Annotated in this window: 32 protein-coding genes; 16 read left to right on the plus strand and 16 right to left on the minus strand. The window is 47.1% G+C overall.

Annotation, left to right across the window (positions count from 1 at the left end):
* Positions 1-84: 84 nt before the first annotated feature.
* Both ESP131_RS08050 and ESP131_RS08055 read left to right on the plus strand, forming a co-directional pair.
* On the plus strand, positions 85-321 hold the full coding sequence (locus ESP131_RS08050; protein WP_047391159.1) for a (4Fe-4S)-binding protein: 237 nt from the start codon (positions 85-87) through the stop codon (positions 319-321).
* On the plus strand, positions 296-571 hold the full coding sequence (locus ESP131_RS08055) for a GNAT family N-acetyltransferase (protein WP_047391162.1): 276 nt from the start codon (positions 296-298) through the stop codon (positions 569-571). Before ESP131_RS08050 ends, ESP131_RS08055 begins: the two co-directional genes overlap by 26 nt.
* Before the next feature lie 48 nt (positions 572-619).
* On the opposite strand, the gene ESP131_RS16640 is transcribed toward ESP131_RS08055, so the two are convergent.
* From ESP131_RS16640 to ESP131_RS08065, 3 genes are all read right to left on the minus strand, one after another.
* Positions 620-796 (minus strand): hypothetical protein, encoded by a 177-nt coding sequence (locus ESP131_RS16640; RefSeq protein ID WP_156772492.1) that lies wholly within the window; start codon positions 794-796, stop codon positions 620-622.
* Between the two features lie 92 nt (positions 797-888).
* Complete coding sequence (locus tag ESP131_RS08060; RefSeq protein WP_047391165.1) at positions 889-1,215, minus strand: AzlD domain-containing protein; 327 nt, start codon at positions 1,213-1,215, stop codon at positions 889-891.
* On the minus strand, positions 1,194-1,895 hold the full coding sequence (locus tag ESP131_RS08065; RefSeq protein ID WP_069940397.1) for an AzlC family ABC transporter permease: 702 nt from the start codon (positions 1,893-1,895) through the stop codon (positions 1,194-1,196). The genes ESP131_RS08060 and ESP131_RS08065 overlap by 22 nt, the downstream gene beginning before the upstream one ends.
* Before the next feature lie 154 nt (positions 1,896-2,049).
* Here ESP131_RS08065 and dhaK point away from each other — a divergent pair, with 154 nt between their 5' ends.
* The 3 genes from dhaK to dhaM are packed head-to-tail and all read left to right on the plus strand — an operon-like array spanning position 2,050 to position 4,006.
* Complete coding sequence (gene dhaK / locus ESP131_RS08070) at positions 2,050-3,018, plus strand: dihydroxyacetone kinase subunit DhaK (RefSeq protein WP_023467763.1); 969 nt, start codon at positions 2,050-2,052, stop codon at positions 3,016-3,018.
* A 24-nt stretch (positions 3,019-3,042) separates the two neighbouring features.
* Complete coding sequence (gene dhaL / locus ESP131_RS08075; protein WP_047391174.1) at positions 3,043-3,645, plus strand: dihydroxyacetone kinase subunit DhaL; 603 nt, start codon at positions 3,043-3,045, stop codon at positions 3,643-3,645.
* Positions 3,638-4,006 carry a dihydroxyacetone kinase phosphoryl donor subunit DhaM gene (dhaM, locus tag ESP131_RS08080; RefSeq protein ID WP_029341248.1) on the plus strand — a complete coding sequence of 123 codons (369 nt, stop codon included), beginning with the start codon at positions 3,638-3,640 and terminating at the stop codon, positions 4,004-4,006. Before dhaL ends, dhaM begins: the two co-directional genes overlap by 8 nt.
* A 79-nt stretch (positions 4,007-4,085) precedes the next feature.
* On the opposite strand, the gene ESP131_RS08085 is transcribed toward dhaM, so the two are convergent.
* The 5 genes from ESP131_RS08085 to lexA form a co-directional block, all read right to left on the minus strand.
* Entirely contained in the window at positions 4,086-4,406 is a 321-nt protein-coding gene (locus tag ESP131_RS08085; protein WP_047391178.1) for a hypothetical protein, read from the minus strand.
* Positions 4,407-4,480: 74 nt separating this feature from the next.
* The gene (gene glpK, locus ESP131_RS08090) at positions 4,481-5,983 is read right to left on the minus strand and encodes a glycerol kinase GlpK (RefSeq protein ID WP_047391182.1); all 1,503 of its coding nucleotides are present in this window, start codon (positions 5,981-5,983) and stop codon (positions 4,481-4,483) included.
* Positions 5,984-6,026: 43 nt separating this feature from the next.
* Positions 6,027-6,728, minus strand: coding sequence for an MIP/aquaporin family protein (locus ESP131_RS08095; RefSeq protein WP_023467768.1), 702 nt, complete (start codon positions 6,726-6,728; stop codon positions 6,027-6,029).
* Between the two features lie 186 nt (positions 6,729-6,914).
* Entirely contained in the window at positions 6,915-7,385 is a 471-nt protein-coding gene (locus ESP131_RS08100) for a metal-binding protein (protein WP_047391185.1), read from the minus strand.
* Positions 7,386-7,416: 31 nt separating this feature from the next.
* Positions 7,417-8,031 carry a transcriptional repressor LexA gene (gene lexA, locus ESP131_RS08105; RefSeq protein ID WP_023467770.1) on the minus strand — a complete coding sequence of 205 codons (615 nt, stop codon included), beginning with the start codon at positions 8,029-8,031 and terminating at the stop codon, positions 7,417-7,419.
* A 208-nt stretch (positions 8,032-8,239) separates the two neighbouring features.
* Between lexA and yneA the strand changes: the two genes are divergently transcribed.
* From yneA to ESP131_RS08140, 7 genes are all read left to right on the plus strand, one after another.
* Positions 8,240-8,530 carry a cell division suppressor protein YneA gene (gene yneA / locus ESP131_RS08110; protein ID WP_231925710.1) on the plus strand — a complete coding sequence of 97 codons (291 nt, stop codon included), beginning with the start codon at positions 8,240-8,242 and terminating at the stop codon, positions 8,528-8,530.
* Between the two features lie 45 nt (positions 8,531-8,575).
* Positions 8,576-9,229, plus strand: a complete 654-nt coding sequence (locus ESP131_RS08115) for a YneB family resolvase-like protein (protein WP_047391188.1) — start codon at positions 8,576-8,578, stop codon at positions 9,227-9,229.
* Positions 9,230-9,342: 113 nt separating this feature from the next.
* On the plus strand, positions 9,343-9,579 hold the full coding sequence (locus tag ESP131_RS08120; RefSeq protein ID WP_035398122.1) for a DUF896 domain-containing protein: 237 nt from the start codon (positions 9,343-9,345) through the stop codon (positions 9,577-9,579).
* A gap of 272 nt (positions 9,580-9,851) precedes the next feature.
* Positions 9,852-11,822 carry a transketolase gene (tkt, locus tag ESP131_RS08125; protein WP_231925712.1) on the plus strand — a complete coding sequence of 657 codons (1,971 nt, stop codon included), beginning with the start codon at positions 9,852-9,854 and terminating at the stop codon, positions 11,820-11,822.
* 124 nt (positions 11,823-11,946) lie between these two features.
* On the plus strand, positions 11,947-12,177 hold the full coding sequence (locus tag ESP131_RS08130) for a YneF family protein (protein WP_012370001.1): 231 nt from the start codon (positions 11,947-11,949) through the stop codon (positions 12,175-12,177).
* 120 nt (positions 12,178-12,297) lie between these two features.
* Entirely contained in the window at positions 12,298-14,049 is a 1,752-nt protein-coding gene (locus ESP131_RS08135; protein ID WP_029341253.1) for an ABC transporter transmembrane domain-containing protein, read from the plus strand.
* Positions 14,046-15,809 carry an ABC transporter ATP-binding protein gene (locus tag ESP131_RS08140; protein ID WP_069940398.1) on the plus strand — a complete coding sequence of 588 codons (1,764 nt, stop codon included), beginning with the start codon at positions 14,046-14,048 and terminating at the stop codon, positions 15,807-15,809. Before ESP131_RS08135 ends, ESP131_RS08140 begins: the two co-directional genes overlap by 4 nt.
* A 71-nt stretch (positions 15,810-15,880) precedes the next feature.
* Here the strand turns inward: ESP131_RS08140 and ESP131_RS08145 are convergent, their stop codons facing one another.
* The 3 genes from ESP131_RS08145 to ESP131_RS08155 all read right to left on the minus strand — a co-directional run bounded on the left by ESP131_RS08145 (position 15,881) and on the right by ESP131_RS08155 (position 17,769).
* Positions 15,881-16,777, minus strand: a complete 897-nt coding sequence (locus tag ESP131_RS08145) for an SH3 domain-containing protein (RefSeq protein WP_029341255.1) — start codon at positions 16,775-16,777, stop codon at positions 15,881-15,883.
* Between the two features lie 304 nt (positions 16,778-17,081).
* Positions 17,082-17,501: a hypothetical protein gene (locus ESP131_RS08150; RefSeq protein ID WP_069940399.1), complete on the minus strand. Its 420-nt coding sequence runs from the start codon at positions 17,499-17,501 to the stop codon at positions 17,082-17,084.
* Between the two features lie 73 nt (positions 17,502-17,574).
* Positions 17,575-17,769: an aspartyl-phosphate phosphatase Spo0E family protein gene (locus tag ESP131_RS08155; protein ID WP_029341257.1), complete on the minus strand. Its 195-nt coding sequence runs from the start codon at positions 17,767-17,769 to the stop codon at positions 17,575-17,577.
* A gap of 222 nt (positions 17,770-17,991) precedes the next feature.
* Here ESP131_RS08155 and ESP131_RS08160 point away from each other — a divergent pair, with 222 nt between their 5' ends.
* Positions 17,992-18,690: a cytochrome c biogenesis CcdA family protein gene (locus ESP131_RS08160; protein ID WP_023467780.1), complete on the plus strand. Its 699-nt coding sequence runs from the start codon at positions 17,992-17,994 to the stop codon at positions 18,688-18,690.
* 16 nt (positions 18,691-18,706) lie between these two features.
* On the plus strand, positions 18,707-19,186 hold the full coding sequence (locus tag ESP131_RS08165; RefSeq protein WP_029341259.1) for a CcdC family protein: 480 nt from the start codon (positions 18,707-18,709) through the stop codon (positions 19,184-19,186).
* 42 nt (positions 19,187-19,228) lie between these two features.
* Here the strand turns inward: ESP131_RS08165 and ESP131_RS08170 are convergent, their stop codons facing one another.
* Positions 19,229-19,654 carry a DUF2621 family protein gene (locus ESP131_RS08170; RefSeq protein WP_029341260.1) on the minus strand — a complete coding sequence of 142 codons (426 nt, stop codon included), beginning with the start codon at positions 19,652-19,654 and terminating at the stop codon, positions 19,229-19,231.
* 91 nt (positions 19,655-19,745) lie between these two features.
* Here ESP131_RS08170 and ESP131_RS08175 point away from each other — a divergent pair, with 91 nt between their 5' ends.
* A complete protein-coding gene (locus ESP131_RS08175; protein ID WP_023467783.1) occupies positions 19,746-20,069 on the plus strand; it encodes a hypothetical protein in 324 nt (107 codons plus the stop codon).
* A gap of 43 nt (positions 20,070-20,112) precedes the next feature.
* Here the strand turns inward: ESP131_RS08175 and ESP131_RS08180 are convergent, their stop codons facing one another.
* From ESP131_RS08180 to ESP131_RS08190, 3 genes are all read right to left on the minus strand, one after another.
* Entirely contained in the window at positions 20,113-21,417 is a 1,305-nt protein-coding gene (locus tag ESP131_RS08180) for an LD-carboxypeptidase (RefSeq protein ID WP_081834688.1), read from the minus strand.
* Positions 21,418-21,443: 26 nt separating this feature from the next.
* Positions 21,444-22,457 (minus strand): hypothetical protein, encoded by a 1,014-nt coding sequence (locus ESP131_RS08185; protein WP_069940400.1) that lies wholly within the window; start codon positions 22,455-22,457, stop codon positions 21,444-21,446.
* A 92-nt stretch (positions 22,458-22,549) separates the two neighbouring features.
* Positions 22,550-22,990 carry an RrF2 family transcriptional regulator gene (locus ESP131_RS08190; protein ID WP_029341264.1) on the minus strand — a complete coding sequence of 147 codons (441 nt, stop codon included), beginning with the start codon at positions 22,988-22,990 and terminating at the stop codon, positions 22,550-22,552.
* Between the two features lie 140 nt (positions 22,991-23,130).
* On the opposite strand from ESP131_RS08190, the gene ESP131_RS08195 reads away from it, so the two are divergent.
* A complete protein-coding gene (locus ESP131_RS08195) occupies positions 23,131-23,928 on the plus strand; it encodes a hypothetical protein (RefSeq protein ID WP_029341265.1) in 798 nt (265 codons plus the stop codon).
* 62 nt (positions 23,929-23,990) lie between these two features.
* Here ESP131_RS08195 and ESP131_RS08200 read toward each other — a convergent pair whose 3' ends face one another.
* Positions 23,991-25,235: an MDR family MFS transporter gene (locus ESP131_RS08200; protein ID WP_029341266.1), complete on the minus strand. Its 1,245-nt coding sequence runs from the start codon at positions 25,233-25,235 to the stop codon at positions 23,991-23,993.
* Positions 25,236-25,431: the final 196 nt, after the last annotated feature.

The following is a 25,431-nucleotide window of genomic DNA, read 5'->3' on the forward strand; positions in this document are numbered from 1 at the left end:
AAGTGCTTTTTTCATGTCCGCGACAGGGAATGAGTCGAGGATGTGGAAAGATACAAGAGTACAAAGAAAGGGAGACGATACATCATGAAAAAAGGATATGAAGGCGAAGAAATCACGGTCTATTTTGATTCGGAAGTCTGCATTCACTCTGGTCATTGTGTACAAAGTCTACCAACTGTCTTTGATGTCAAACGACGTCCGTGGATTGAAGCGGACGGGGCACCGGTGGAAGACGTAATGCGGGTCGTCGACGGTTGTCCGAGCGGCGCCTTATCTTACGAACGGAGGGAAACAAATGGAGCTGAAACGAGCAGAACGTAAAATCGAAACCCATCACGAGGGTGCAGTGATCGGGGAAATCACCTACAGCGACACGAACAACGGCATGTGGATCATCGATCACACATACGTCGATCCCGCGCACCGGAATCAACAGATCGGGGAACAACTCGTTGCCGAGATCGTCAACTGGGCACGCGAAGCAAACGTCAAGCTATTGCCGTTATGTCCCTTTGCGAAAAAAGAGTTTGAACAACAGCCTTCCTATCAGGATGTACAAGCGAATACGTGAACACAAAAATCTCCTCTAGTCTCTTAAGACTAGAGGAGATTTTTTAAATCATTGTTTATGATCCCTGATTTTCATTTTGCGAGAAACCATCATCGCACCGAAATAGGCGACGACGTACAGCACGATCAGTCCTTGTTTTAGCATATAAGGTAGATCCATTTGACTCGCGATTATAAAAATGGCGCACAGCAATATCAAATAGGGTATAAACTGCTTATTTGGCATATCAGGACCTCCTTCACTATCCATTTATTTCTATTTAAGGATAGCACAAGATGGATATCAAATTGTGCTACATAAAAGAAATAGTAGATTTGTTATAGATACAATCGTAGAAACGCCATCGTGACAACACCAGTCACGACCGTCCAGGATAAACTTTTACTGAAAATCGCGACCGCCATGGTCGGTAATGCTGCGAAGACATGAAGCGTCGAAACCGTCGGAAACGCCTCATCTTGAGCGATGAGGAGATTTTGAAAGAAGAGGGCACCAAGCAGACAGACCGGAATGAACGAGAGCCATTCTGTTACGAGGCGCGGTAACGTCAGTCCATGAAGGACGAGAAACGGTAAGACGCGTGGAATCCAAGTGACGAGTCCACAAACTAAAAAAAGAGCAATTAATTCTGGGCGGATTTCCATCGTGTGATCACGACTCCTATACTTGCACCACCGAGCGTCGCGCAAAGAACGGCGACTTCTGGAGAAAAGTAGCGCATGGTTATGTAAAGCAATAGTAAGACAATCAGTAAAAGAAAACTATTCACGACAATACGGGAACGTTCCCCTTCAAACTGTAAGTATAATAAGCCGATGAACATCGCTGTCAGGGCAAAATCGAGACCGAAGCGCTCGGGATCAGGGAACCAGCTGCCAACAAGGGCGCTGAGAACGGTTGCGACGATCCAACTAAAGTAAGCAGTCAGATTCAAGCCATGCATAAACGACGGGGAGAGCTTCCCTTTTTGGGCAGTATTCATCGCGACAGCGAACGACTCATCCGTCAGTAGCGTTCCAGTACCGAGGCGGTCGCGGAGATGGCGTGTCTCGACATGTGGCGCAAGCGTCAGACTCATTAACAAGTGCCTGAGATTGACGATGAACGTCGTCAGAATGATGGCAGAAGCAGGACTATTTAATAGTAAGAGACTCGTGATGATGAACTGGGCGGCGCCGGCATAGATGAAGACGGACATGAATCCGACTTCAAGAGGGGATAAGCCGGAGGCACGACCGACGATCCCGGCTGAGAAGCCGATGCCGATATATCCGAGGACAGTGGGTAGACAGGCACGGACACCTGCTTGAAAGGCTGATGACATTCGAATCCTCCTCTTTTTTTAGAGCATAGCATTCATGCGGGATATCGTCACCAACTGGTCAATATTTTCATCATTTTTTTCGACATATTCGACTTGATTTGGTGGTAAAGACTAAGTGGTACGGCAAAATCAGTTAGGTAAAGGAGCGTTTTTCATGCACAAATTAATGAAAGATTCAAACCGGTTCGTTTCAGACATGGTCGACGGACTCGTACTAGCTCACCCTGATTTGTATAAAAAGGTCGAAGGGGTCAATGTCGTCGCGCGGAAAGTGCCGCTTGACGGAAAAGTTGGTCTTGTCTCTGGTGGGGGAAGTGGGCATGAACCGGCGCACGCGGGATTCGTTGGTGACGGTATGCTTGCTGCGGCTGTTTGTGGGGAAGTCTTCACGTCACCGACACCGGACATGGTGCTTGAAGGCATTAAGGCAGCCCATGGTGGGAAAGGTGTCTTACTCGTCGTCAAGAACTACTCGGGTGATGTCATGAACTTCGATATGGCAAAGGAACTCGCTGAACTCGAGGACATCGAAGTCGACACGGTCGTCGTCAATGATGACATCGCGATCAAAAAGGAAGAGGATCGTCGTGGGGTTGCGGGAACGGTCTTCGTCCATAAGATTGCCGGAGCTGCAGCTGCAGAAGGGAAATCACTGAGTGAAGTCAAAGCAGTCGCGGAAAAAGTCATCCAGGGCGTTCGTTCGATCGGAATGGCACTCTCACCATGTTATATGCCAGAGAGTGGCAAGCCAGGCTTTGAGTTGCATGATGACGAGATGGAAATCGGAATCGGCATCCATGGTGAAAAAGGACTTGAACGAAAAGCAGTCGCTTCCGTTGATGCGATCGTTAAAGAGTTGCTCGATCGTCTGACAAAAGAGGTACCAGACAAAAAAGTCGCAGTCATGGTGAATGGGATGGGTGGAACACCAGAATCCGAACTGTATATCACGTATAAATACGTCGCGGAAGAACTTCAGGCACATGGTTACGAGATTGCCCGTTCGTTCGTTGGAAACTATATGACGTCGCTTGAGATGCACGGATTCTCAATTACGCTCTTACCAGTGGATGATGAACTGCTTGGTTATCTCGATGCAGAAACGAAAGCGATTGGATTCTAATTTAGATAAACGGGGTGTACAAAGATGAAGTTGACGACGGAACAGTTACGAAGCGCGCTCATCAAAGCAGCGGAACAGATTGAACAGCACAAGGATGAATTGACGGACCTTGACCGGGAAATCGGTGACGGGGACCACGGGATCAATATGTCACGTGGCTTCCAAGCAGTCCAAAAGACGTTAGAAGAACACGGCGAATATGAGGATTTAGGAGCTCTATCGAAAGAAGTCGGGATGACGCTGATCAAGACGGTCGGTGGGGCGTCCGGTCCTTTATACGGAACAGCCTTCGTTAAGTTCGCTGGTGCGTTCAAAGGGAAAACGGAAGTCGAAGGTGCGGAACTCGCGGATGCTTTTCATGAAGCGACGGAAGGCATCAAATCGCGTGGAAAATCGGAATTCGGTCAAAAGACGATGGTCGATATCTGGACACCGTTCCAAGAGGCGCTCTCGCGAGAAGGGGATTTGAAAGCGGCAATCGATCAAGCGCTTGCTGATACGAAAGCGCGCATCGCAACGAAAGGGCGCGCGTCTTACTTCGGTGAAGCGACGGAAGGCGTCCAGGACCCAGGTAGTCTATCGAGTGCGTTGTTACTCGGCGAAATCGCGGAGGTGCTTCATGGTTAATCTTGTACTCGTTTCCCATAGTGAAAAACTTGCGACTGGACTAAAGGAACTGTTAGCAGAGATGGCACCGGATACGCCAGTCTTAGTAGCGGCAGGTCTTGAGGACGGTAGCATTGGAACGGACGCGACGCGAATCGAAGAAACACTAAATACACTGGACGATGATGGAGTCGTCTTAACGGATATCGGTTCTGCGACGATGAACACGGAATTGGCCCTTGAACTATATAGTGGCGAACGGACAGTTCGGTTTATCGACGCACCACTCGTCGAAGGCGCGTTTTTAGCAGCTGTTCTTAGCGGGCAGTCGAAATCCGTTGATGAGATTGAAGACGGATTGAAAAAAGAGTTTAGCAAATAAGGATCAGATTCCCCTTTGCGATTAGGCGAAGGGGGAATTTTTTTAATGAAAGATGATCGTCGATCTTATGCGTGACGATTTAAAACGACGAGAGCCATTTTTCTAACCACTCTCTAGGTAAGCGAATTGTAGCTAAATCAATGGTTTGTAATTCATTTAGAGAATAACTGTTAGCAAGATAAAGATCCCATTGTGCATCGATATCGTTCGCTACTTCAGTCGCTTGCTCACTTAACGGATAGCTCCCACGTCCGTCGGTTGCGATATGGTAATGATTGTTATGGTACACGTCGGTCATGTAGCGGTAACACCAATCCGCCAGTTCTTCAAGTGTGATGTTGCCATCCAGCGCGTCCTGAATGCATGCTTTTAGTTGTTGATCCGAATAGGTAAGATTCATGATACACCCCGCATTATGTTTCTATAGAACAGTGAAAACCCGGTCCCTCTGCAAAAGGGACCGGGTCAATTGTTTTATTTTGATGGTTTGAAGACCATTGTCGCTTCCACTGCTTTTTGCCATCCGGCATAGCGTTGTTCACGATCGTCTTCTTTCATCTCTGGTTTGAACTGGTGATCCAGCTTCCATTGTTTTTTGATCTCCGCTTTATCTTTCCAGTAACCAACAGCTAATCCAGCAAGGTAGGCTGCACCAAGTGCTGTCGTTTCGTTGATTTCTGGACGATCGACAGGAACGCCGAGGATGTCCGATTGGAACTGCATCAAGAAGTTGTTCGCTACTGCACCACCGTCGACACGAAGTGTCTTCAGTTCGATACCAGAATCTTGTTCCATCGCTGTCAACACATCGCGTGTTTGATAAGCGAGTGATTCAAGCGTTGCACGAACGAAGTGTTCCTTATCTGTTCCGCGTGTTAATCCGAAGATTGCTCCGCGTACATCTGAATCCCAGTATGGCGCACCAAGACCAACGAAGGCAGGAACGACATAAACACCGTCTGTTGAGTCGACTTTCGTTGCGTAACCTTCTGAATCTTTCGCATTTTTCAGCATACGGAGTCCATCACGGAGCCACTGGATCGCAGAACCAGCGACGAAAATAGAACCTTCCAGCGCATATTCCACTTTTCCATCGACGCCCCAAGCGATCGTCGTCAAGAGTCCATGATCAGAAGAAACGGCTTTCTCGCCTGTGTTCATGAGCATGAAGCAACCTGTTCCGTATGTGTTTTTCCCTTCACCCGCTTCGAAGCACGTTTGACCGAAGAGTGCTGCTTGTTGGTCACCCGCAATACCAGCGATTGGCACTTCGTAACCGAAGAAGTGATACGGTACCGTTTTGTCGTAGACTTCACTCGACTGACGAACTTCTGGCAACATGGAAGCAGGAACACCGAGGATATCGAGTAACTCTTCATCCCATTTTTGTTCGTAGATGTTATACATCAATGTTCGTGAAGCGTTCGTGTAGTCCGTGATGTGCGTTTTTCCACCAGACAGTTTCCAAACGAGCCACGTATCGATCGTACCGAAGAGCAATTCACCGTTCTCTGCTTGCTCACGTGCACCTTCGACATTGTCGAGGATCCATTTAACTTTTGTGCCAGAGAAGTAGGCATCAATCAGAAGTCCTGTTTTGTCGCGGAACTTCTGGTTCAAACCTTGTTCTTTTAAGTCGTCACAGATACCAGACGTTTGACGCGATTGCCAAACGAGTGCGTGATAGACCGGTCTGCCTGTTTCTTTGTTCCAGACAACTGTTGTTTCACGTTGGTTCGTGATGCCGATTCCAGCGATTTGCTCAGGTTTGATATCTGCTGTCCCGAGTGCTTCGGCCATGACGGCAAGAATCGAACCCCAGATTTCGTTTGCATCATGCTCGACCCAGCCTGGTTGTGGGAAGTACTGTTTGAATTCCCGTTGTGCCGAGTTGACGATTTTCCCATCGTGATCGAAGATGATCGCACGTGAGCTTGTCGTACCTTGGTCGAGTGCTAGGATATACTTGTTTTCCATTTCGAAATCCCCCTTGAGCGGTATGTGTTAGTGAGATGTGATCTTAGTAGATCAATTGATAGATGAACACGGCAATCGCTCCACCGATGATCGGACCGACGACAGGAATCCATGAATAGCCCCAGTCAGATGAACCTTTATTCGGAATCGGTAGGATAGCGTGCGCGATACGCGGTCCAAGGTCACGAGCCGGGTTGATGGCATACCCTGTTGTACCACCGAGCGAGAGACCGATAACGACGACGAGTAAACCGACGATGAGTGGTTTTAAGCCATCTCCGAACGTTGTTAAACCAAGTGCCAAGATACCGAAGACGAGAACAAATGTCCCGATGATCTCAGAAATCAAGTTCGACGGCGTATGACGAATCGCTGGACCTGTTGCGAACACACCGAGTTTTGCAGCTTGATCATCAGTCGCTTCAAAATGTTTCATGTAATGAAGCCAAACGAGAATGGCGCCGATGAAAGCTCCGACAAGTTGTCCGGCAATGTAGATCGGAACGTCTGCCCACGGTAGGTCAGAGTTCAAAGCAAGTGCAATCGTCAATGCGGGGTTCAAGTGTGCTCCACTTTCAGCAGCGACGAATGCTGCTGTCATGACGGCAAGACCCCAAGCGAATGTGATGACGATCCATCCGCTGTTTTCCGATTTCGTCTTTTTCAAGACGACACCGGCGACGACTCCATCCCCGAGCAGGATGAGGATCATCGTACCGATCATTTCCAATACAAAGTTATTCATGCAAAAACCCTCCCTTTGGATTAAAGCAGATAATGGCCTTTCTACTTTAAATTACTCCGAATTGAGAACGTTTTCAATACATATAATTGAAATATAGGAATGGAAATTTTTTATTTTGATGTTTAAAGATACGAAAAAGTGGATAAGAAAACACCTCATTCTGCTTGCAAGCAAGCAAAAGAGGTGTTACCGACGACGTTTTTTTCTTTTTTTAGGTCGAAACCAACTGCTGGAATAATCTAGTAGGATATGAATCGTACTTGCCACCATGATACCGACGACGAATGCAGGCAAGGAAGCGAACCACGAATCAATCGTAGCAGAATCAAGAACCTGAAAATATAGACTTAAAAATAGTAGCGGAATCAGAATCGCAGCACTGTAAAGAAGCCGGATGATGTCTCCGATGATCAGTCCATGTGACCAGATCGATCGGTGAGGCATGATCTTGACATACGGCATCCACAAGACTCGAAATGGTCCAAAGCGATAATACGGTTCTGACTTTAAATCGAGGTCGGGTGACAACCAAAGAGTACCAACAGCGATGCCAATGGCGGTCGGTAACCAATCGGTTTGTTGCGTTGCGACCGAATACGCAACGTAACCCGTCAGTGCGACGGTATTGACGGTATCATGTACATTTCCTGAAGGCATGAAAAAAGACCAGTCGTAACTGGTCCCTCCGTCAATGAATCGTCCGATACACGCCGATTACCTTACCAAGAATGGAGACATTATCGAAATACATCGGATCCATCGAGTCATTTTCTGGTTGTAGACGTACCTGTTGATCTTCTAAGAAGAACCGTTTCACCGTCGCTTCGCTATCTTCGGTCATAGCTACGACGATTTCTCCGTTTTCTGCTGTGTTTTGTTGGCGCACGATGACACGATCGCCGTCAAGAATACCTGCGTTAATCATCGATTCACCATCGATCGTTAACATGAAGACCGTTTCGTTTCCTACATAATGTGCAGGGAGTGGGAACTGTTCTTCGATGTTTTCAATCGCTGTAATCGGAAGACCCGCTGTGACTTTCCCGATGACGGGAACATGGACGATGGCTTCCGTGATTTCTTCAGGCTTATCAAGCAATATCTCAATCGCACGTGGTTTCGTCGGGTCACGGCGAATCATTCCCCGTTTCTCGAGTCGATCCAAATGACCGTGTACCGTCGAGCTAGACGCGAGTCCGACTGCTTCTCCGATTTCACGAACTGATGGTGGATACCCCTTCAGTTTCACTTCAGAGACGATGTAGTCGAGAATCTCTTGTTGGCGCTTAGACATTTTCCGCATACGAATTGCCACCTCTTTCTGGATTGAAGTTTGAAATGTAAGAATATATGTTTCTAGATTCACTATAACATAGAACAAATGAGCGTACAAACAATTGTTCGACATTTTGTGTTGACCGAACACGGGTTCTGTGTTTATTATGAGTTATGCGAACAATTGTTCCGCGAACATTTATTCTAAATCATTCATTTCATATTTGGAGGGATTCATGATGATTCATACGATTCGTACTCATGCTTTTTCAATTCTCTTCTATGCATTAAGTATTGCCTTCGTGATCTTTTTACTCACACCACGCCCGGATGAAAAGGTAGCGCAACTGATGACCGCTTCCGTTACGGTCGATGAGAACGCTACAGTCGAACAAATTGCTGAAGTCTACAATGATGGTTCGATGTCAGATGAAGAATACGTCAACTGGTTGATCAAAAATAATGATGTCGAGACAAAACACGTCATCTCAAAAAGCAAAATCGTTGTACCAATCGCACAACAATGACAAAATGGAAAAGTTGTGAAAGAACGAACAGGGATGTGAGGTACGATGAAGGTCGTGATTTATTGTCGGGTGTCGACCGAAAAAGAAGCACAAGATAGTTCGATTGAACGCCAACGGATGGAGCTTTCCAAGGTCGCGTCTCAAAAGGGTTTTGATGTCATAGACATCGTCTCTGAAAAAGAGAGTGGATATGACGTTGATCGGGAAGGAATGCTGACGGTTCTTGACCATGTGACACGTGATGCGGTAGATGCGGTACTCGTGACAGATGACACACGAATTGGTCGGGGGAATGCGAAAATCGCTATTTTGCACACGTTTAAGAAGCACGGTGTTCGGTTGATGACACTTGATTCCGATGGAGAATACCAGCTTGCGGATGCAGAAGCAATGGTCCTTGAGATTGTCTCACTGGTGGAAGAATATCAACGGAAACTGCATAACGCAAAAATTGCGCGCGGCATGCGGCGAGCTGTTGAACAAGGCTTTCGCCCGGAACGAAATCTGAATCGCCAAGGAGAGAACTCTGGGCGTAGTCGAAAGGACGTACCGATCGAAGAAATCGTACGTCTTCGAGAGCTCGGACTGACGTTTTCAGATATCGCCATCACCTTGCGTGGGATGGGACATGATATTTCAAAAGCAACGGTCAATCGTCGATATCTTGAATACCGCGAACTGACACCTAGCCCGGAATGAAGAGCAAGTTACCCGTCGACTGACGCGGTTAACTTGCTTTTTTTTATAGCCTCTTTTAAAGTAAGGATACAATTGAACAACTCAAGTTTGAGTCGTACAGAAAGAGGGATTCCATGTTATCACAAGAACAATTAGATCGAATCAATGCATTAGCGAATAAATCAAAAGTCGAGCCGTTATCAGAAGCCGAAACGGCAGAGCAAAAAGAGTTACGTGCAGCGTATCTCGCAGCATTCCGTGGATCGTTCAAAAACCAACTCATGGGCATGAAAATCGTCGATGAAGAAGGAACGGACGTAACACCAGAGAAATTGAAACAAGCACAAGAAGAAGAACGGAATAAACAATAATCGTTTATTTCTTCTATAGTAAGGAAGAGGTCCCCAATCGGTGGATCTCTTTTTTGTTAGATTGGTTAGATAGGAAACATTGTACGATAGCAATACATCTTAATAGAGATCTTTCATCGATTCATACATCCTGTATGAGTCGGAAGAACGGCTATAGATAGCGCATTCATTTTAATGTGACATACTATTTAGAAAAGTTGTATCACATTTGAGAGTGTGCTAAAATGAGTAGGAATTTGTGAAAAAGAGAGAGGATGATTGTTTTGACGAACATGACGACAGTAGAACAATTAGCAATTAATACGATTCGTACCTTATCGATTGATGCCGTACAAAAGGCGAACTCGGGTCACCCAGGTATGCCAATGGGAGCAGCGCCGATGGCATTCTCGCTTTGGGCGGATCATATGAACCACAATCCTAAAAATCCAGAATGGTTCAACCGCGACCGTTTTGTACTTTCAGCCGGACACGGTTCGATGCTTCTCTACTCACTCCTCCACCTATCGGGATATGATCTATCAATGGATGATCTTAAATCATTCCGTCAATGGGGATCAAAAACACCAGGTCACCCGGAATACCGTCACACGGCTGGTGTAGACGCAACGACAGGTCCACTTGGTCAAGGGATTGCAATGGCAGTTGGTATGGCGATGGCAGAGCGTCATCTTGAAGCAAAATACAACCGTGACGATCTCAACGTCGTCGATCACTTCACATACGGAATCTGTGGAGACGGAGACTTGATGGAAGGTGTCTCAGCTGAAGCGGCTTCACTCGCAGGTCACCTTGGTCTTGGTAAATTGGTCGTATTGTATGATTCAAACGATATCTCACTTGATGGCGATCTCGATAAATCATTCTCTGAAAACGTCCAGAAGCGCTTCGAAGCGTACAACTGGCAAGTCATTCGCGTAGAAGACGGAACGGATATCGATTCGATTTCGAAAGCAATCGCGGCGGCACAAGCAGAGACGACAAAACCAACATTGATCGAAGTCAAGACAGTCATCGGTTTCGGTTCACCGAACAAATCAGGTAAATCGGCTTCTCACGGTGCACCACTCGGTGAAGCGGAAATCAAATTAACGAAAGCAAGCTACATTTGGGATCACGAAGAGTTCTACGTGCCTGAAGAAGTTAAGTCATTGTTTGACGAGCGGATCGTCCAACGTGGTGCTTCTGCAGAAGACGCATGGAACGAGACGATGAAACAATACGAAGCAGCTCATCCAGAATTGCATGCTGAACTCGTTCGCGCGATCGCAAACGAATTGCCAAGCAACTGGGAAGCAGATCTTCCGACGTACGACTTGTCATCGAAAAAAGCGACACGCCAAACGAGCGGTGAAGTCTTGAATGGTCTTGCGAAGAACGTTCCGACATTGTTCGGTGGTTCAGCTGACCTTGCAGGATCGAATAACACGATGCTCAAAGGCGAAGCAGATTTCGATATCGAACCAAGCGGTCGTAACATCTGGTTCGGTGTACGTGAATTCGCAATGGCTGCGGCTGTCAACGGTATGGCACTTCACGGCGGCGTCATTCCTTACGGCGCGACATTCTTCGTCTTCTCGGATTACCTCCGTCCAGCGGTTCGTCTTGCTGCGTTAATGGGACTTCCATCAATCTTCGTCTTGACGCACGATTCGATTGCTGTTGGTGAAGATGGTCCAACACACGAGCCAGTCGAACACTTGATGAGTTTCCGTGCAATGCCGAACGTCACGATTTACCGTCCTGCAGACGGAAAAGAGACGATCGCAGCATGGAAAACAGCGGTTCAAGCGAAAGACAAACCGACACTTCTCGTCTTGACACGTCAAGGTCTTCCTGAACTTGAAGGTACGACGACAGAGGGCGCTGAAAAAGGTGGTTATGTCATCGCTGGTGATGTGACGAAAGCTGATACACTCTTGCTCGGTACAGGTTCAGAAGTTCACCTTCTTGTCGAAGCACAAAAAGAACTTGGTGAGTCAGCAGCTGTCGTTTCTCTTCCATCATGGGAAGTATTCGAAGCACAGTCAGCAGAGTACAAAGAATCAGTTCTTCCAAAACACATCACGAAGCGTGTCGCAATCGAAGCAGGCGCTTCACTCGGTTGGTACAAATATGTAGGAACAGAAGGACAAGTCATCGGAATCGATCGTTTCGGCGCATCTGCTCCTGGGGACTTCCTCTTGAAAGAATACGGCATGTCTGTTGAAAACGTATTAGCAACAGTCAAGCAACTCGGATAATCACTTCCGGAGAAAACGGGTCCGATCTTACGTCGGGCTCGTTTTTCATCTATTATCATCTATGCAAACAATTGGAATTATAGTATAGTAAAAAGCGACGTTTTAAGTTAGAGGAGGAAGCAACTTGGCTACATGGATTTGGATTTTAATTGCCCTTCTTTGCTTGGTAGCAGGTGTCGCCCTTGGTTTCTATATCGCTCGTCGATACATGATGAACTACTTGGAGCAAAACCCACCAATCAACGAAGATATGATTAAGACATTGATGATGCAAATGGGTCAAAAGCCATCACAAAAGAAAGTCAACCAAGTGATGCGTTCAATGAGTGGTTCAATGAAATCACCTAAAAAATAAGCTGTACGAAAGGGGACCGAATGGTCTCCTTTTTGTTTGCTATTTTTTAGAAAGAGAACTAATCTAAAATGTGAGACTATTTCAAATAATCATAGGATTTAAAAAAGGGGGGAGACTTGAATGGGAGTCTTCAGGAAACTCGGTTGGTTTTTCCGACGAGAATGGAAAGCGTATAGTCTTGGGGTCGTCAGTTTGATTTTTGTGGCAGCGTTAGAACTCATTCCACCGAAGATCATCGGGACGACAGTCAACGGTCTGAGTGAGGGAAGCTTGACGAAAGATGATTTGATTCGTCTCGCAGGTACATTGTTGCTCATCGGGGTCGCGACGTACATCATTCGTTATTTTTGGCGTTTTTATATCTTTGGGGCATCGATTCGTCTCGGTCGATTATTACGCAGCCAACTGTATGGGCATTTTTCAGACTTAGATCAATCGTTCTATAAGAAATACCGGAGCGGGGATTTGATGGCGCATGCGACAAACGACGTACAAGCGGTATCGATGACAGCGGGTGCCGGTATTCTAACACTCGTCGACTCGGTGACGATGGGGAGCTTTGTCATTATCACGATGGTCACGACGATCAGTTGGAAGTTGACGCTCGTATCACTCCTACCGATGCCGCTGATGGTCTATTTGACATCACGTTACGGTAAGATGTTGCATTCGCGTTTTCATGACGCACAGGAAGCCTTCTCCGATTTGAACGATAAGGTCGCGGAAAGCATTAGTGGTGTCCGTGTTTTAAAGGCAACAGGAGAAGTCGAGTCTGATGTACAGACGTTTACGGATCTATCGGATGATGTCGTCCAAAAGAACCGTCGTGTCGCAAAAATCGATGCTTTATTTGACCCGACGATTTTTGGATTAGTCGGTCTATCGTACATCATCGCTGTCGGATATGGTGCTTACTTATTACAACAAGGTGAAATCCGAATCGGTGACATTGTCTCATTCACTACATATCTTGGTTTATTGACATGGCCGATGCTCGCCTTCGGTTGGTTGTTCAACATCGTCGAACGGGGTCGTGCTTCTTACGATCGGATCGAGCGGATGCTTGCGATCGAACCGGAAATTAAAGACGCGAAGGAAGCAGCAACGAGTGTTTCCTCACCAGAACTCCACGTTGGGATTGAGCGTTTCATCTATGATACGCAACCGGTCTTACAAGACATCGATGTGACGTTGGAGCCCGGTAAATCGCTCGGCATCGTCGGGAAGACGGGTGCCGGGAAATCGACGTTCGTTCGCTTATTGTCTCGCGAATACGACGTCAAACAAGGCGCCATCACGATTGGTGGACGAGACATCAAACAATTGACACGTGACACCGTCCGTCGTCAAGTAGCGATTGTTCCACAGGATCATTTCTTATTCTCCGCGTCGATTGCCGACAATATTGCCTTTGCAAAACCGGATGCATCAATGGAAGACATCATGGAAGCGGCACGTATTGCAGCAGTCCATGATGATATTCTCGGGTTTAAGGAAGGGTACGCGACGATGGTCGGGGAGCGTGGGGTGACGTTATCCGGCGGTCAAAAACAACGGATCTCGATTGCCCGGGCATTATTAGCAGACTGTCCGATTTTAGTGCTCGATGATGCCTTGTCTGCGGTCGATGCTAAAACCGAGGAAGCGATCATCCATCACTTCCGCACGGCGGATCACGATCAGGCACAAATCATCGTTGCCCATCGCCTGTCGGCTGTGTCGCATACCGATGAGATCATCGTCCTTGAAGACGGTCGAATCATCGAACGAGGCACACATGAGCAATTACTCGCTCATGACGGTTGGTATAAAGAGACGTACGATCGCCAGCAACTAGAATCACTCGTCGAACAAGGAGGGCGTTCCGAATGAATCATGATATCAATGAAAAAGCCGTCCTGAAGCGATTGCTTGATTTCGTCAAACCGTTCAAGAAGCAAGTCAGTATCGCCTTCGTTCTCCTGTTCATCACGACAGCAGCAAAACTCGGAGGACCGTATCTCGTCAAGATTTTCATTGATGAATACGTCGCACCGGGTACGTATCCGGTACAGGAAGTCGCACTCTTGTTTACAGCGTACTTGTTACTGCATACGACAGGGATTATCGTCGATTACTTACAGGCGTTCGAATTCCAAAAGATTGCCTTGCAAGTCATTCAACGCTTACGCATTGATGTGTTCCGGCATGTCATGCACTTACGGCTTGCCTATTTTGACCGGACGCCTGCCGGAGTGCTCGTGTCCCGGATCACGAACGATACGGAAGCGATCAAGGAGCTCTACATCGGTGTCCTGTCGACATTCGTGCAAAGCGGCGTTCAGTTGATTGGAACATATATCTTCCTTTATCTACTAGAGCCTCGACTCGCGACGATTGCGTTACTATTGTTACCGCTGTTTTATTTCATCATTTGGATTTACCGGAAGTATTCGACGAAGTATTACGCGGAAGTCCGCGATTTATTGTCGAAAATCAATGCCCAACTGAACGAATCCATCAACGGGATGGCAATCATTCAACAATTCCGCCAAGAAAAACGCTTGATGGCAGAGTTCGAGGAGACGAACGTCGCCCACCAGAATGGACGTTATAAGAATTTGAAGCTCGATAGTTGGTTGCTGCGACCAATCATTGATTTGTTACTCGCCATTTCAATTGCGACACTCGTGACGTATTTCGGTGTCCTATCGTTCTCGCAAACGGTCCAAGTCGGTGTCGTCTATGCCTTCATCAGCTACATGGAGCGGATTTTCCAACCGGTACAGCAAATCATGCAACGGTTGTCCGAGTTCCAACAAGCTGTCGTCTCAGCAGACCGTGTATTCAAGGTCCTCGATACGGATGAGCCAGAACCAACGAAACAGCTCGAAGGGGAGGCACGCGTATCGGAAGGACATATCGTCTTTGAAAACGTTCGCTTTAGCTATGACGGAGAAAAAGACGTCTTAAAAGGGATTTCGTTCGAGGCGAAAAAAGGACAGACGATCGCGCTCGTTGGTCATACGGGAAGTGGGAAAAGTTCGATCATTAACATCTTGATGCGTTTTTACGCGTACCAATCGGGTCGGATCTTGATCGATGGTCAACCGCTCGAGCAGTTATCGGAAGAAGAACTACGACAGCACGTCGGACTCGTGTTGCAAGATTCATTCTTGTTCACGGGAACGGTCGCTGATAACATTCGATTATTCGATAGTTCGATTTCCTTTGATCGTGTCGAAGCGGCTGCTAAATTCGTACAAGCCGACGGATTCATCAATCAACTCGACCAGCAATATGACAGTCCCGTTGCGGAACGGGGGGCGACGTTCTCAGCTGGGGAACGTCAGTTGATCTCCTTCGCACGCACGATGGCGCGAGATCCGAAAATCCTGATTCTCGACGAAGCGACGAGTTCGATTGATACGGAGACGGAAGAAAAAGTTCAAGTTGCACTTGAACGGATGCGTCAAGGACGGACGACGATTGCCATTGCTCACCGTCTATCAACGATTCAAGATGCCGATTTGATTCTTGTATTGCATCAAGGAGAAGTGATCGAGCAAGGCAATCACCAAGAATTGATTGCGCAAGATGGTCTGTATAAAAAGATGTACCAGTTGCAATCCGGTCATGTCACGGTTTCTTAAAAAATAGACATAAAAAATAGACATAAAAAAAGCCTGCCAGGCGATCTCGCCCGGCAGGTTGTTTGTTTTGATTAGTAGACTGTGACTGTGACGTTTTGGCGTCCCCAGTTGAGTGCTTCTTGTTGTGAACCAACGAGAAGGTCAAGTTTGTTACCTTGGATTGCGCCACCACGGTCGAGTACGATTGCTTCACCAATGCCTTCGATGTGCATACGTGTACCGATTGGGTATTGTGAAGAAGCTGCTACGATACGCATACCATTGTACGTGATCGTATTTGTAACGTCATAACCGCTTGCTGTCAACGCACGACCGTTGTAGAGTTGGCTACCGTTGTTAGACGGGTCGTTCGTGTAAGCAGTGACGTTCATTGTCACTTTCGTACCTGATTTTGCAGGTGTCGATTGTTTTGTTGCAGTTGCTGGTTTAGCAGCTGCTTTTGGTGCTGGCTTCGCAGCTGGTTTAGCAGCTGGTTGTGCTTGTGCTGCTGGTGCTTTCGATACGCCAGCGAGTGAAGTGTAATCGCTGTGTACGTAGCGTGTTTTACCATCGATTGTTGTTTTGATCCATGCACCGACTTTACCTTCTACGTTGACTTTTTCGCCTTTGTAGAGGTTACCGACATCTTTCGAGCTTGTCGTTGGTTGTGTGCGGACGTTTAGTACTGCCGTAGTAACTGTCGCTTTTTTAAAGTCGAATGAGCCTGCTGCAGACGTATACGCGCCATGAACATAACGTTTTTGACCGTTAATGTGTGTTTGGATCCATGCGCCAGAACGTCCTTCGACATTTAATGTTTGACCTTTATATACATTGCCTACGTCTGCTGATGCAGTTGTAGGTGCTGTGCGTACGTTGAGTACTGGTGTATTTACTGTTACCGTTTCTGAGGCAGCCTCTGTCTCTTGGGCAAATCCTACTGATAGAGCTGTTGCTGCAAGACCGGCAGCGAAAACTGCTTTTTTCATTATTGATGTCCTCCTGACATATGCTGTGTTTACTGTTCCTACTTTACACGGCAAAACTGACCTGTGCGTTTACAGGTCAATGTCATTCGAGTTACAAACCGGGCTATTGTGACAACGAGATTGCAAAAGGTCGGTTTTTGTCATCGGTAGGACATACTGATTATGAAAAACGGATGTTTATAGGTCTTTTGGATTACTTTTGCTGAAAGATTCGCACAATTCAACAGAAAAAAGTCTTAAAAATAGAAACTATGTCATCCTTCTATCGTCTAGTGATGAAAAAGTGAAATGGAGGATACGCAGATCAATACTTGACGATCGTCGTCACGCCGAACGCTGTCAGGTAAGAACGATGGAACAATTCCTGCATCCAATCGTTAGCGGAAAGCTGAAACGTGCCGTGAATCGTTTGGTACGTTCGCTGTCGAATATTGATTTCAATCGGCTCTAGTAAGGGGACGGATGGTAGATGGTCATGCATGCTGTCATTTTGATTTTCAATATAAAGCAACTCGAGGACATCTCCTTCTTCCATATAACGCTGTAAGTAAATCATGAACTCCCACTGATCAGCACCTTCGATCGTGTACAGGTAAGGCATCGTGAACCTTCCTCGCTTCAATGATACGTATTCAATCGCTTCGACTTCATGTACGTATAATTGGGGGAGATCGTCAGGCATATAGAGGAGACGAGAACTAGCAATGAATGTAAGAGCGGACATAAAGCACCTCCATCAGAAATAAGAAACCATAAAAAAGTCAGCATTCGCACTCGAATGCTGACCAGATCGTGCATTAAGATAAAAGCGGTTCATTCGAACCGTGAATGGTATAGTTTTGGACGATGCGTGAATATTCTAAAAGCAAGACATCGAGTTCATGACTAAGTTGTAGAACACGCGGGGAGGTAAAGCTGGACTGGTCAGCTTGATGATATAGTTCGCTACGTTTGGCTTCGATCGCTAACGTCAATAGTTGTTGTGTCGTCATAGCAGTCTCCCTTACATTGGTGTCGTATCCATATTCTAGCAAGTCCATTTACTAGGTGCAACGAGATTTCAGTAAAATCGACGAAATGTAATTTTTTTGTAATTTTGGCGGACACGAATCTTTTGCAACTTTCTGTGAGATAATAGGTGCTAAATGCAGAGGAGTTTGGCAAAATAGAGGAGGAACTTCTTCTATAGTAGTAAAGGAAAGGGGATGCTCATGATGGAGCTCTCGTTATGGTTAGCGTTTGGAGCAGGATTGTTATCTTTCGTCTCTCCGTGTACGCTACCACTGTATCCTGTGTTTCTTTCATACATCACAGGCGTGTCGGTAACGGATTTAAAAGAACGGGGCGTACGAGAAAAGCGATCCTTGTTTCATACGTTAGCGTTCCTCGTTGGTTTTGCGATGGTATTCGTTGTACTCGGTTTATCGACATCGTTATTCGCAGATGTCTTTATCACCTATCGGGATACGTTACGGATGGTTGGGGCGCTCGTCATCTTCGTCTTCGGGATTGTTCTCGTCGGATTATGGCAACCGACATTCTTGATGCGTGAAAAGAAACTGAATCTCGGGGAACGAAAAGGAGGATACGTCGGAACGGTACTCGTCGGAATCGGTTTTGCAGCCGGTTGGACACCGTGTACAGGTCCGATTCTCGCAGGAGTCATCGGATTAGCTGCGACCAATCCAAGTCAAGGTATGTTCTACATGCTTGCTTACGTACTTGGGTTCTCAATTCCTTTCTTATTAATGGCGTTCTTCGTCGGTCGTTCGCGCTTGTTCGTGCAGTATAGTCTGAAATTAACGAAATTCGGGGGAGCCTTGATGATGGTCTTCGGAGTCATGCTGTATTTTGATGGCTTGAGTAAATTCGCAGCATGGATGAGTGACATCGTCGGATTCACTGGATTTTAATCAAGGAAGTGATCGGATGATTTGGATATCAACTGGGGTAGCGCTCGTCATGGGATTGCTGATCAGCTTCATTCGTGTGAAGGCATCAGCAAAACCGACGAATGCTAAAAAAATCTTGATCCCGCCCTTTGCGATGTCGACGGGGATGCTACAGTTTTTATACCCGGCATCCCGTCTGACATGGACGGAAGTGGCGGAAGCATTGCTCATTGGAGCCATCTTCAGCATCTTTTTGATCAAGACATCCAATTTTTATGAAGCAGAAGGGCAGATTTATTTGCAACGTTCGAAAGCTTTTTTCATCGTCTTATTCGGTATCTTATTCATTCGGACGGTTGCGAAGTTCTTCATCGGCGGGCAGATTGATATTTTCGAAACGGGCGGCATTTTTTATCTCGTCGCTTTTGGAATGATCGTCCCTTGGCGCTTCGCGATGTATTTGAAATACAAACGAGTCAAGTCGGGCACCGTGCCGGTCGCGCACTTACCTCACTAAAAAAACCGCTGAAGGCGACTTCGGCGGTTTTTCGTGCATCCTTCAATTTTGGAAGTATAATGCGTAGTCTCGCCAGTCGATGGCGTGCTCCGTCAGTGCTTTTTTCAAGAATTTATGATCGCGTTTTGGCGTAGCGGAAATATATCCTTTGACAACCAGTTCAGATGTCATCTCTGTCGCTTGTTCCTCAAGTGCGAACTGTCCGATCCGCCCGGCAATCTTGCGGCGTGCGACATCGCGAAATGCCGATGGAACCGGCATGACGAGAGCGTTCAACAATTCCATCGTCTCATCCGTCCAAAGATGTCGTGTCTGGTCGATGTATTCATCTTCCCAGTCCATCATCGATTTACCGTCTTCTTTCGGTAACTTTTTGAGGAACTTCCGGAACATGAAAAACCCGCCAATTGCCATGAGTGTAATCATGATAAAGCCCCAGAGCAGAATCCCGTTCATGAACCATTCCATGCGCGACTCATCCCCCTTTCACATCAAATATAGATTAGCATAAATCAGGTGGACGTGCTATGATGAATGACGGAGAAAGTGAGGCGAAAGAATGCTGCAACCATACGTACAATTGGACGAGACCGGACAGCCCCGTAAAGGTGTCTTACCTGAAACAGCGGACGGTCGGATCGTTGAATTCTATTATGATACGAAGGGCGAAGAGATCACGGTCATCTTCGTCACCGTTCCGGCAGAAGATGCGAGCCGGAAGCGTGCGTTTACGGTCGGGAAAACGTTCAAGACGGTCTCGACACTCGAAGACTTCACGTTACTTCACTATGAATGGGCAAATGACCAGATTTTCGCAACACTTGAGATGTTCGCGGATGGGTCGAAACGTCAAATCGACGCTTCGAGATTGCTCGACTATTAAAAAAGAAGGAGATGCGGATTGCCGCGTCTCCTTCTTTTATTATTCAGGAAATATGAAGTCGGATGACCTCGTCATGCAGTTCCACCTGACCACCGATCGGGAACGTGAATAAAGGACTCGTATGTCCGAAGTCGACATTCGCAAGCACTGGTACGTGCTCTAGGAATGGATAGAGCGAAATCAGATATCGCAGATGCTCTTCCGTCATCTTCGTTGCGAGTTGGAAGCGCCCGAAGACGATCCCGCGAACCGTCTCCGCACCTGGTTGCGCCATCAACGAGGCGAAATCACGGGCAAACGTCGCTGGATGGACTTCGTAATCGTCTTCAAGGAATAAGATCGCATCCCGTAAATCAGGGAAGTGCGGTGTGCCTTGCAGAAGGTTCAACGTACAAAGGTTTCCACCAATCAGTCGACCGCTCGCTTGTCCCGGCGATAAGAGAAGTGGACCTTTATTCGGTAACGTGATGACGTGTCCACGATCAGAATCCCGCCAATGGACAGAGGGCTTAATCGTAACGGGTTCTGTTCCAAACAATACTTGCTTGAAGTAATCGATCGTATAGGCATCACGATCCCGGAAAGCCCGTAACATCGGTCCGGAGTAAGTGATTAATCCGGTATTCGTTAGAATAGCATGACTGAGTGCTGTGATATCGGAGAAGCCACAAAGAATCTTCGGATGTGTCCGAATCAATTCGTAGTCGAGTAAGTCGACAAGTTCATTTGTACTGAACCCACCACGAACGCACAGAATCGCATCGACGTTTGGATCAGCGAATGCAGCATGAAGGTCTGCGACGCGTAACTCAGGATCACTGGAACCGAACGGATTGATGGCACGTGCATGTTGACTGATCGAGACACGTAACCCGAGTGATTCGAGCGTCTGGATCGCACCATCGATGATCTTCATCTCGACCGTCGAGAGGCTAGAAGCGGGTGCGATTAAACGAACATGTGAACCATCCGTTAATTTTTTCGGCGTTAACGTTGGCAGGTGGGCAGCGATGATTTCTAACCGGTTACCGAAGGGATCAGCTGTGAAGAAACGACGACGTGGCGCAAGGCGGGTGTCATGCTCAACCGGATAACCGGCAGCTTGAAGAGCATCGCTCAACGCTTCGAACGCAGCGACGGTTAATCCAGGGTGCGCTTTTTTAGCAGGAACGAATGGATCCTCGATTCCGAGATGAAGTGCTACACCATGATCTTCGAACCAAACACCACCACTAGCTTGAACACCAGCGGGTTTTTCGACTTCCTTCATATGTAAAAGCCCGGCATAAAATGCACGGGCGCGATCTTCTTCGTTTTTCGGCATAGCGAGCTGGACATGATCTAACATGAAGACACTTCCTTTACGAATGAGATTCAGGCAACGAACTGGGTGATTCGTTTCAATTCACGTTCGACGAGGTTCAAGTAGAAGACACCTTCGATCCGGCGATCGAGGGATTGTGCGATCTCATACAGATTCGTCCGCAGCGCTGCGAGATACGACGCTTCCTCACCAAGAGATTGCCGATGAGCAAATGCATAGTGAGCGAGTAAGAACTGAAGATACCCACGGTCGGTCAAGAACGGAATCAATTGTTTTTTCTCTTCCATCGACCACGTATAGTTCGTATCGTAATACATCTTCGCATACAGGTGGTACGGCTCGTCACCGCCTGTAAAGAGGGTTTCACTCCGTTTGACTTCTTCGATCAAGCGTTCGCTCCAATCGAAGCGTTCTTTTTTGCGACTGAGGAACAACGGTAGGATGTATGGATGAGCCTGATCCGGCATCCGCGAGCAACCGCGTTCATGCCGCAGTGCTGCATAAAGTAGCAAGGCACGATCTTCGAAGCCACGTTCAATCGCATACGTCATTCGGCTGAATGCTTCACAAGATGGGCAATCACTGAGTTCGTCGCTTGGCGCGCCGATCCATTCTGATAAATAGTGATCGGCTTGTTCCTCGTCACCGAGTTTGCTGTAGACCATGAAGCTGATATAGTCACGTGTCCGAATAAAGCCATGCGCGTCACAGAAGTCGATGAAGCGATCAAGATCTTCTTCGAGAAGCGAGACCGTCACGTCTTCTTGTTCTGCCATATAGATCAAATAGGACTTGTAGTTCCAGTACAAATCAAGTTCTTGTTTTGGAGTCAGTGTCATCTCATCTTTTCGGATCCATTCCATCAAGAGCGTGAAGGACACGAGAAACGATCGGAAGTGTCCTAAATCAAATTGATTTTGTGAAAATGCCCATAAGGAGAGGAAGCGGAGTGAATCATCAGCTGTTTCCTCAAAGATGGCCCATAAGGCCTCACCGCGTGCAACGGAGGGTTCTTCTTCCTTTAAGCGAAGATATAAGAGATGGAGTTCTTCTTGAGGGTTCATCTGTACCCCTCCTTTCTTATATAAGTATACCACGAGCGTTTTGAGAAATCGCAATTGAGCGAGGATGGAATAAAAAAAGATTCCGAACCGGCTCAATCGCGGTTCGGAATCATTTCAAGTATTTGTGGATGAGTATCAGCTGTCGGATGTAGCAAATCATGTACTGTGTAACTATTGAGTACTTGATGGAACGCCGCAATGGCATCATCGAAGGCATCACGTGCCGGATTGAGCGAAGGGACCTCGTGAATGCCTTCTTGCGGATCGAGAAAATGAACGGTTGGTTCAAACAGTTGTACGACGTCACCGATATGAATTGCATCCGGAGGGCCTGCTAAGCGGAAACCACCTCCACGACCACGGACAGAATCAATCAGACCACTCTGTCCTAAACGATAGACTACTTTCATTAAATGATTCTTAGAAATGTCGTAACAATCCGCTACTTCCTGGATTCGGACTAAACGATCGGGGTGAGCTGCTGCGAACAGCAGGGACCGAATCGCGTAATCCGTATAACGTGTCATGCGCATTTTCATCACCTACTTAACACACATACTAGGGGGCGACGCAAGCATTATCAACTCTCAATGTGCAAAAAATAAGATGCATTTTACAGATTGTTTTTATGAGGCGATTATCGCATAATGGACGGTGAAAGGTAGGTTAAATTATGCATTTCGATCAGGCATTACACCTTTTGCAACAGCTCGGTCCATCGATGGAGCAAAAGGGATTGCGGATCGCGACGCGCTTCTATGACTCGCTCGAGGCGACGTATGAAGAAGAATTGCGCGCGCTTCGAGAAGCGGGGGCTCAGGATGGAACTCGCGCATTACGGATTTTACGCCTGAGTCAATTATTGAATCAGATTACTAACCAACATGAATCGAGTGAACTGTTTAAATTGATTTTATTGAACGAAATCAATCAGACGAAATCGTTTCTGCTGACATACCCGGACATCATCAGTCATGAAATTCTAAAAGCCATCCAGATCGAATATGCACTTGAAGAAGATGCACCGTTGCTTCAAGCATGGAGTATCGTCCATCATCAACTTGTCGATACGTGCCGGCATTTTTGTAAATACCGCCATGCTGAAAACTGGCGTCAACAAGATATTTTATTAATTGCTGAAGACCATCACCTCGGGTCCGTCATCGATGAAGCCCGGCATGCGCTCCTGAGCGGTCGCAAAACGACTTTATTACATGTATCGGCTGAGGAACTGGCGGAACGCATGTTAGCGAATGTCCTCTCTTTGACGACGAAAGGGATGGTCGTCCACCACATTCGTCAAGAAGGATGGGAACAGCAGATGCACGAGTTCCTGACGATGATCACAGCAAATGATCCGATCGTCTTCGTCAGTGGATCGACAAATTTCATTGAAGAAATCCAGCAACGACTTGATCCGTTACCGGTCCTGTTTGGTCCGTTCGTAGCGGCAAATCAATTACCCTCTTAATGAAAAAAGCGACGTGTAACGCTCTGACTGAAGTCGGAGCATGACACATCGCTTTTTTAGCTTTAAGCTGATTTCGTTAAACGCTTCGCACGTTGAATCGACCGGTCGAGTGCGAGATAGACTCCACCCGAGACGCAACAGAGTAATCCGATGAATGCTAAGGCAAAGTCACCTTTTCCGGAATCAAGGAACAAAGATCCGAGAAGCGGTGCGGTAACGCCGCCAATTAACCACTGAAGACTCGCAGCACCGTTATACGTTCCGCGAAGATGTTCTGGTGCAATCAAAGCGATGAACGTCATCTGGACAGGGGACATAATCATCTCACCAAGCGTATAGAACGCATAAATCGCAAGCAATACCGTTACGAGCACGACATAGTCTGTTCCGAGTGAGAACAGGTAGGACGGCACGAACGCGAGGAAAATCATACCGATGCCGAAAATCGATGCCCCGAGCAACATGACTTTTCCGAATGCTTTACCTGACAAACGAGCGGCGATCGGGAATTGGAATAAGACGACCATGATTCCGTTTAATGCCATCAAATAAGGGAAAGGATTTTGTTTCGTCGGCAAGCCCGGTAGTGCCTCCTTCAAGAAGACCGGTAACATGCTCTCAACGAGGGCAAATCCCATCGAGATGAAGACACCCGCACCGATGAAGATTAAAAAGACATGGTCCTTCCGTAACACGGTGAGTGGGGACACTTTGACTTCGTCTGTCTTTTCAATATACTCCGGTTTCGTTTCTTCGATGAAGAAGTAGAGAACGAGTCCGTACAGGAAAAAGACGAAAGCGGCAGAGTAGAAGATGAGTGAACGGTCGACGAACAAGACGGCACTTCCGAGCAGTGGACCGAATGCTGCCCCGACGTTATGCCCCATCCGCAATAGACCGAACGATTCGTTCAGGCGTTCTGGTGGCGTGACGTCAGCGACCATTGCGCTTGCAGCCGGATGGAACAGTGAACTGGATAAACCGAGCAGCGCGTTCAAAGCGAGAAGCGGTCCGAATGAATCGGCGAACGAGAAGCCGATTAGCGCAATGACATCCCCGATGATCGAGAGGACCATCAGTGGTTTTCGACCGAATTTATCAGCGAAATGACCACCGAGGACGGCGCCGACGAGTGACATGATCGGTCCGGTCGCCATGATGACACCGACCAAAAAGTAGGAATCGAGACGATCCGCATAATACAGAACTAAAAATGGTGCAATCATGAACATCATGATTCCCGTGATCGTTTCCCCGACGAACCGGATCCAGATGTTACGATCAAGCTGTTTGAGTGCGTTAAACATAGTGAAAACCCCTTATATTCCGTTTTTAGACAATAGAAAAGACGGATACGCACAAATATGGGCATACCCGTCCTAATATAAGAGGGCAGCATGTACGTATACGCATACGCACACCCTGCTTAATTAAAAATTAAACGATTGGGTGACGTACAGTTGTAGCCAATACAAAGACAGTGTGGACAGATGTCCGAGCTTG

The sequence above is a fragment of the Exiguobacterium sp. U13-1 genome (assembly GCF_001750115.1).
Lineage (GTDB): Bacteria > Bacillota > Bacilli > Exiguobacteriales > Exiguobacteriaceae > Exiguobacterium_A > Exiguobacterium_A acetylicum.

What these genes read in the sequence shown, in the direction of transcription:
- ESP131_RS08050 (WP_047391159.1), top strand. Translation starts at nt 85, where the DNA reads ATGAAAAAAGGATATGAAGGCGAAGAAATCACGGTCTATTTTGATTCG.
- ESP131_RS08055 (WP_047391162.1), top strand. Translation starts at nt 296, where the DNA reads ATGGAGCTGAAACGAGCAGAACGTAAAATCGAAACCCATCACGAGGGT.
- ESP131_RS16640 (WP_156772492.1), bottom strand. Translation starts at nt 796, where the DNA reads ATGCCAAATAAGCAGTTTATACCCTATTTGATATTGCTGTGCGCCATT.
- ESP131_RS08060 (WP_047391165.1), bottom strand. Translation starts at nt 1,215, where the DNA reads ATGGAAATCCGCCCAGAATTAATTGCTCTTTTTTTAGTTTGTGGACTC.
- ESP131_RS08065 (WP_069940397.1), bottom strand. Translation starts at nt 1,895, where the DNA reads ATGTCATCAGCCTTTCAAGCAGGTGTCCGTGCCTGTCTACCCACTGTC.
- dhaK (WP_023467763.1), top strand. Translation starts at nt 2,050, where the DNA reads ATGCACAAATTAATGAAAGATTCAAACCGGTTCGTTTCAGACATGGTC.
- dhaL (WP_047391174.1), top strand. Translation starts at nt 3,043, where the DNA reads ATGAAGTTGACGACGGAACAGTTACGAAGCGCGCTCATCAAAGCAGCG.
- dhaM (WP_029341248.1), top strand. Translation starts at nt 3,638, where the DNA reads ATGGTTAATCTTGTACTCGTTTCCCATAGTGAAAAACTTGCGACTGGA.
- ESP131_RS08085 (WP_047391178.1), bottom strand. Translation starts at nt 4,406, where the DNA reads ATGAATCTTACCTATTCGGATCAACAACTAAAAGCATGCATTCAGGAC.
- glpK (WP_047391182.1), bottom strand. Translation starts at nt 5,983, where the DNA reads ATGGAAAACAAGTATATCCTAGCACTCGACCAAGGTACGACAAGCTCA.
- ESP131_RS08095 (WP_023467768.1), bottom strand. Translation starts at nt 6,728, where the DNA reads ATGAATAACTTTGTATTGGAAATGATCGGTACGATGATCCTCATCCTG.
- ESP131_RS08100 (WP_047391185.1), bottom strand. Translation starts at nt 7,385, where the DNA reads ATGCCTTCAGGAAATGTACATGATACCGTCAATACCGTCGCACTGACG.
- lexA (WP_023467770.1), bottom strand. Translation starts at nt 8,031, where the DNA reads ATGCGGAAAATGTCTAAGCGCCAACAAGAGATTCTCGACTACATCGTC.
- yneA (WP_231925710.1), top strand. Translation starts at nt 8,240, where the DNA reads ATGATGATTCATACGATTCGTACTCATGCTTTTTCAATTCTCTTCTAT.
- ESP131_RS08115 (WP_047391188.1), top strand. Translation starts at nt 8,576, where the DNA reads ATGAAGGTCGTGATTTATTGTCGGGTGTCGACCGAAAAAGAAGCACAA.
- ESP131_RS08120 (WP_035398122.1), top strand. Translation starts at nt 9,343, where the DNA reads ATGTTATCACAAGAACAATTAGATCGAATCAATGCATTAGCGAATAAA.
- tkt (WP_231925712.1), top strand. Translation starts at nt 9,852, where the DNA reads ATGACGACAGTAGAACAATTAGCAATTAATACGATTCGTACCTTATCG.
- ESP131_RS08135 (WP_029341253.1), top strand. Translation starts at nt 12,298, where the DNA reads ATGGGAGTCTTCAGGAAACTCGGTTGGTTTTTCCGACGAGAATGGAAA.
- ESP131_RS08140 (WP_069940398.1), top strand. Translation starts at nt 14,046, where the DNA reads ATGAATCATGATATCAATGAAAAAGCCGTCCTGAAGCGATTGCTTGAT.
- ESP131_RS08145 (WP_029341255.1), bottom strand. Translation starts at nt 16,777, where the DNA reads ATGAAAAAAGCAGTTTTCGCTGCCGGTCTTGCAGCAACAGCTCTATCA.
- ESP131_RS08150 (WP_069940399.1), bottom strand. Translation starts at nt 17,501, where the DNA reads ATGTCCGCTCTTACATTCATTGCTAGTTCTCGTCTCCTCTATATGCCT.
- ESP131_RS08155 (WP_029341257.1), bottom strand. Translation starts at nt 17,769, where the DNA reads ATGACGACACAACAACTATTGACGTTAGCGATCGAAGCCAAACGTAGC.
- ESP131_RS08160 (WP_023467780.1), top strand. Translation starts at nt 17,992, where the DNA reads ATGGAGCTCTCGTTATGGTTAGCGTTTGGAGCAGGATTGTTATCTTTC.
- ESP131_RS08165 (WP_029341259.1), top strand. Translation starts at nt 18,707, where the DNA reads ATGATTTGGATATCAACTGGGGTAGCGCTCGTCATGGGATTGCTGATC.
- ESP131_RS08170 (WP_029341260.1), bottom strand. Translation starts at nt 19,654, where the DNA reads ATGGAATGGTTCATGAACGGGATTCTGCTCTGGGGCTTTATCATGATT.
- ESP131_RS08175 (WP_023467783.1), top strand. Translation starts at nt 19,746, where the DNA reads ATGCTGCAACCATACGTACAATTGGACGAGACCGGACAGCCCCGTAAA.
- ESP131_RS08180 (WP_081834688.1), bottom strand. Translation starts at nt 21,417, where the DNA reads ATGTTAGATCATGTCCAGCTCGCTATGCCGAAAAACGAAGAAGATCGC.
- ESP131_RS08185 (WP_069940400.1), bottom strand. Translation starts at nt 22,457, where the DNA reads ATGAACCCTCAAGAAGAACTCCATCTCTTATATCTTCGCTTAAAGGAA.
- ESP131_RS08190 (WP_029341264.1), bottom strand. Translation starts at nt 22,990, where the DNA reads ATGCGCATGACACGTTATACGGATTACGCGATTCGGTCCCTGCTGTTC.
- ESP131_RS08195 (WP_029341265.1), top strand. Translation starts at nt 23,131, where the DNA reads ATGCATTTCGATCAGGCATTACACCTTTTGCAACAGCTCGGTCCATCG.
- ESP131_RS08200 (WP_029341266.1), bottom strand. Translation starts at nt 25,235, where the DNA reads ATGTTTAACGCACTCAAACAGCTTGATCGTAACATCTGGATCCGGTTC.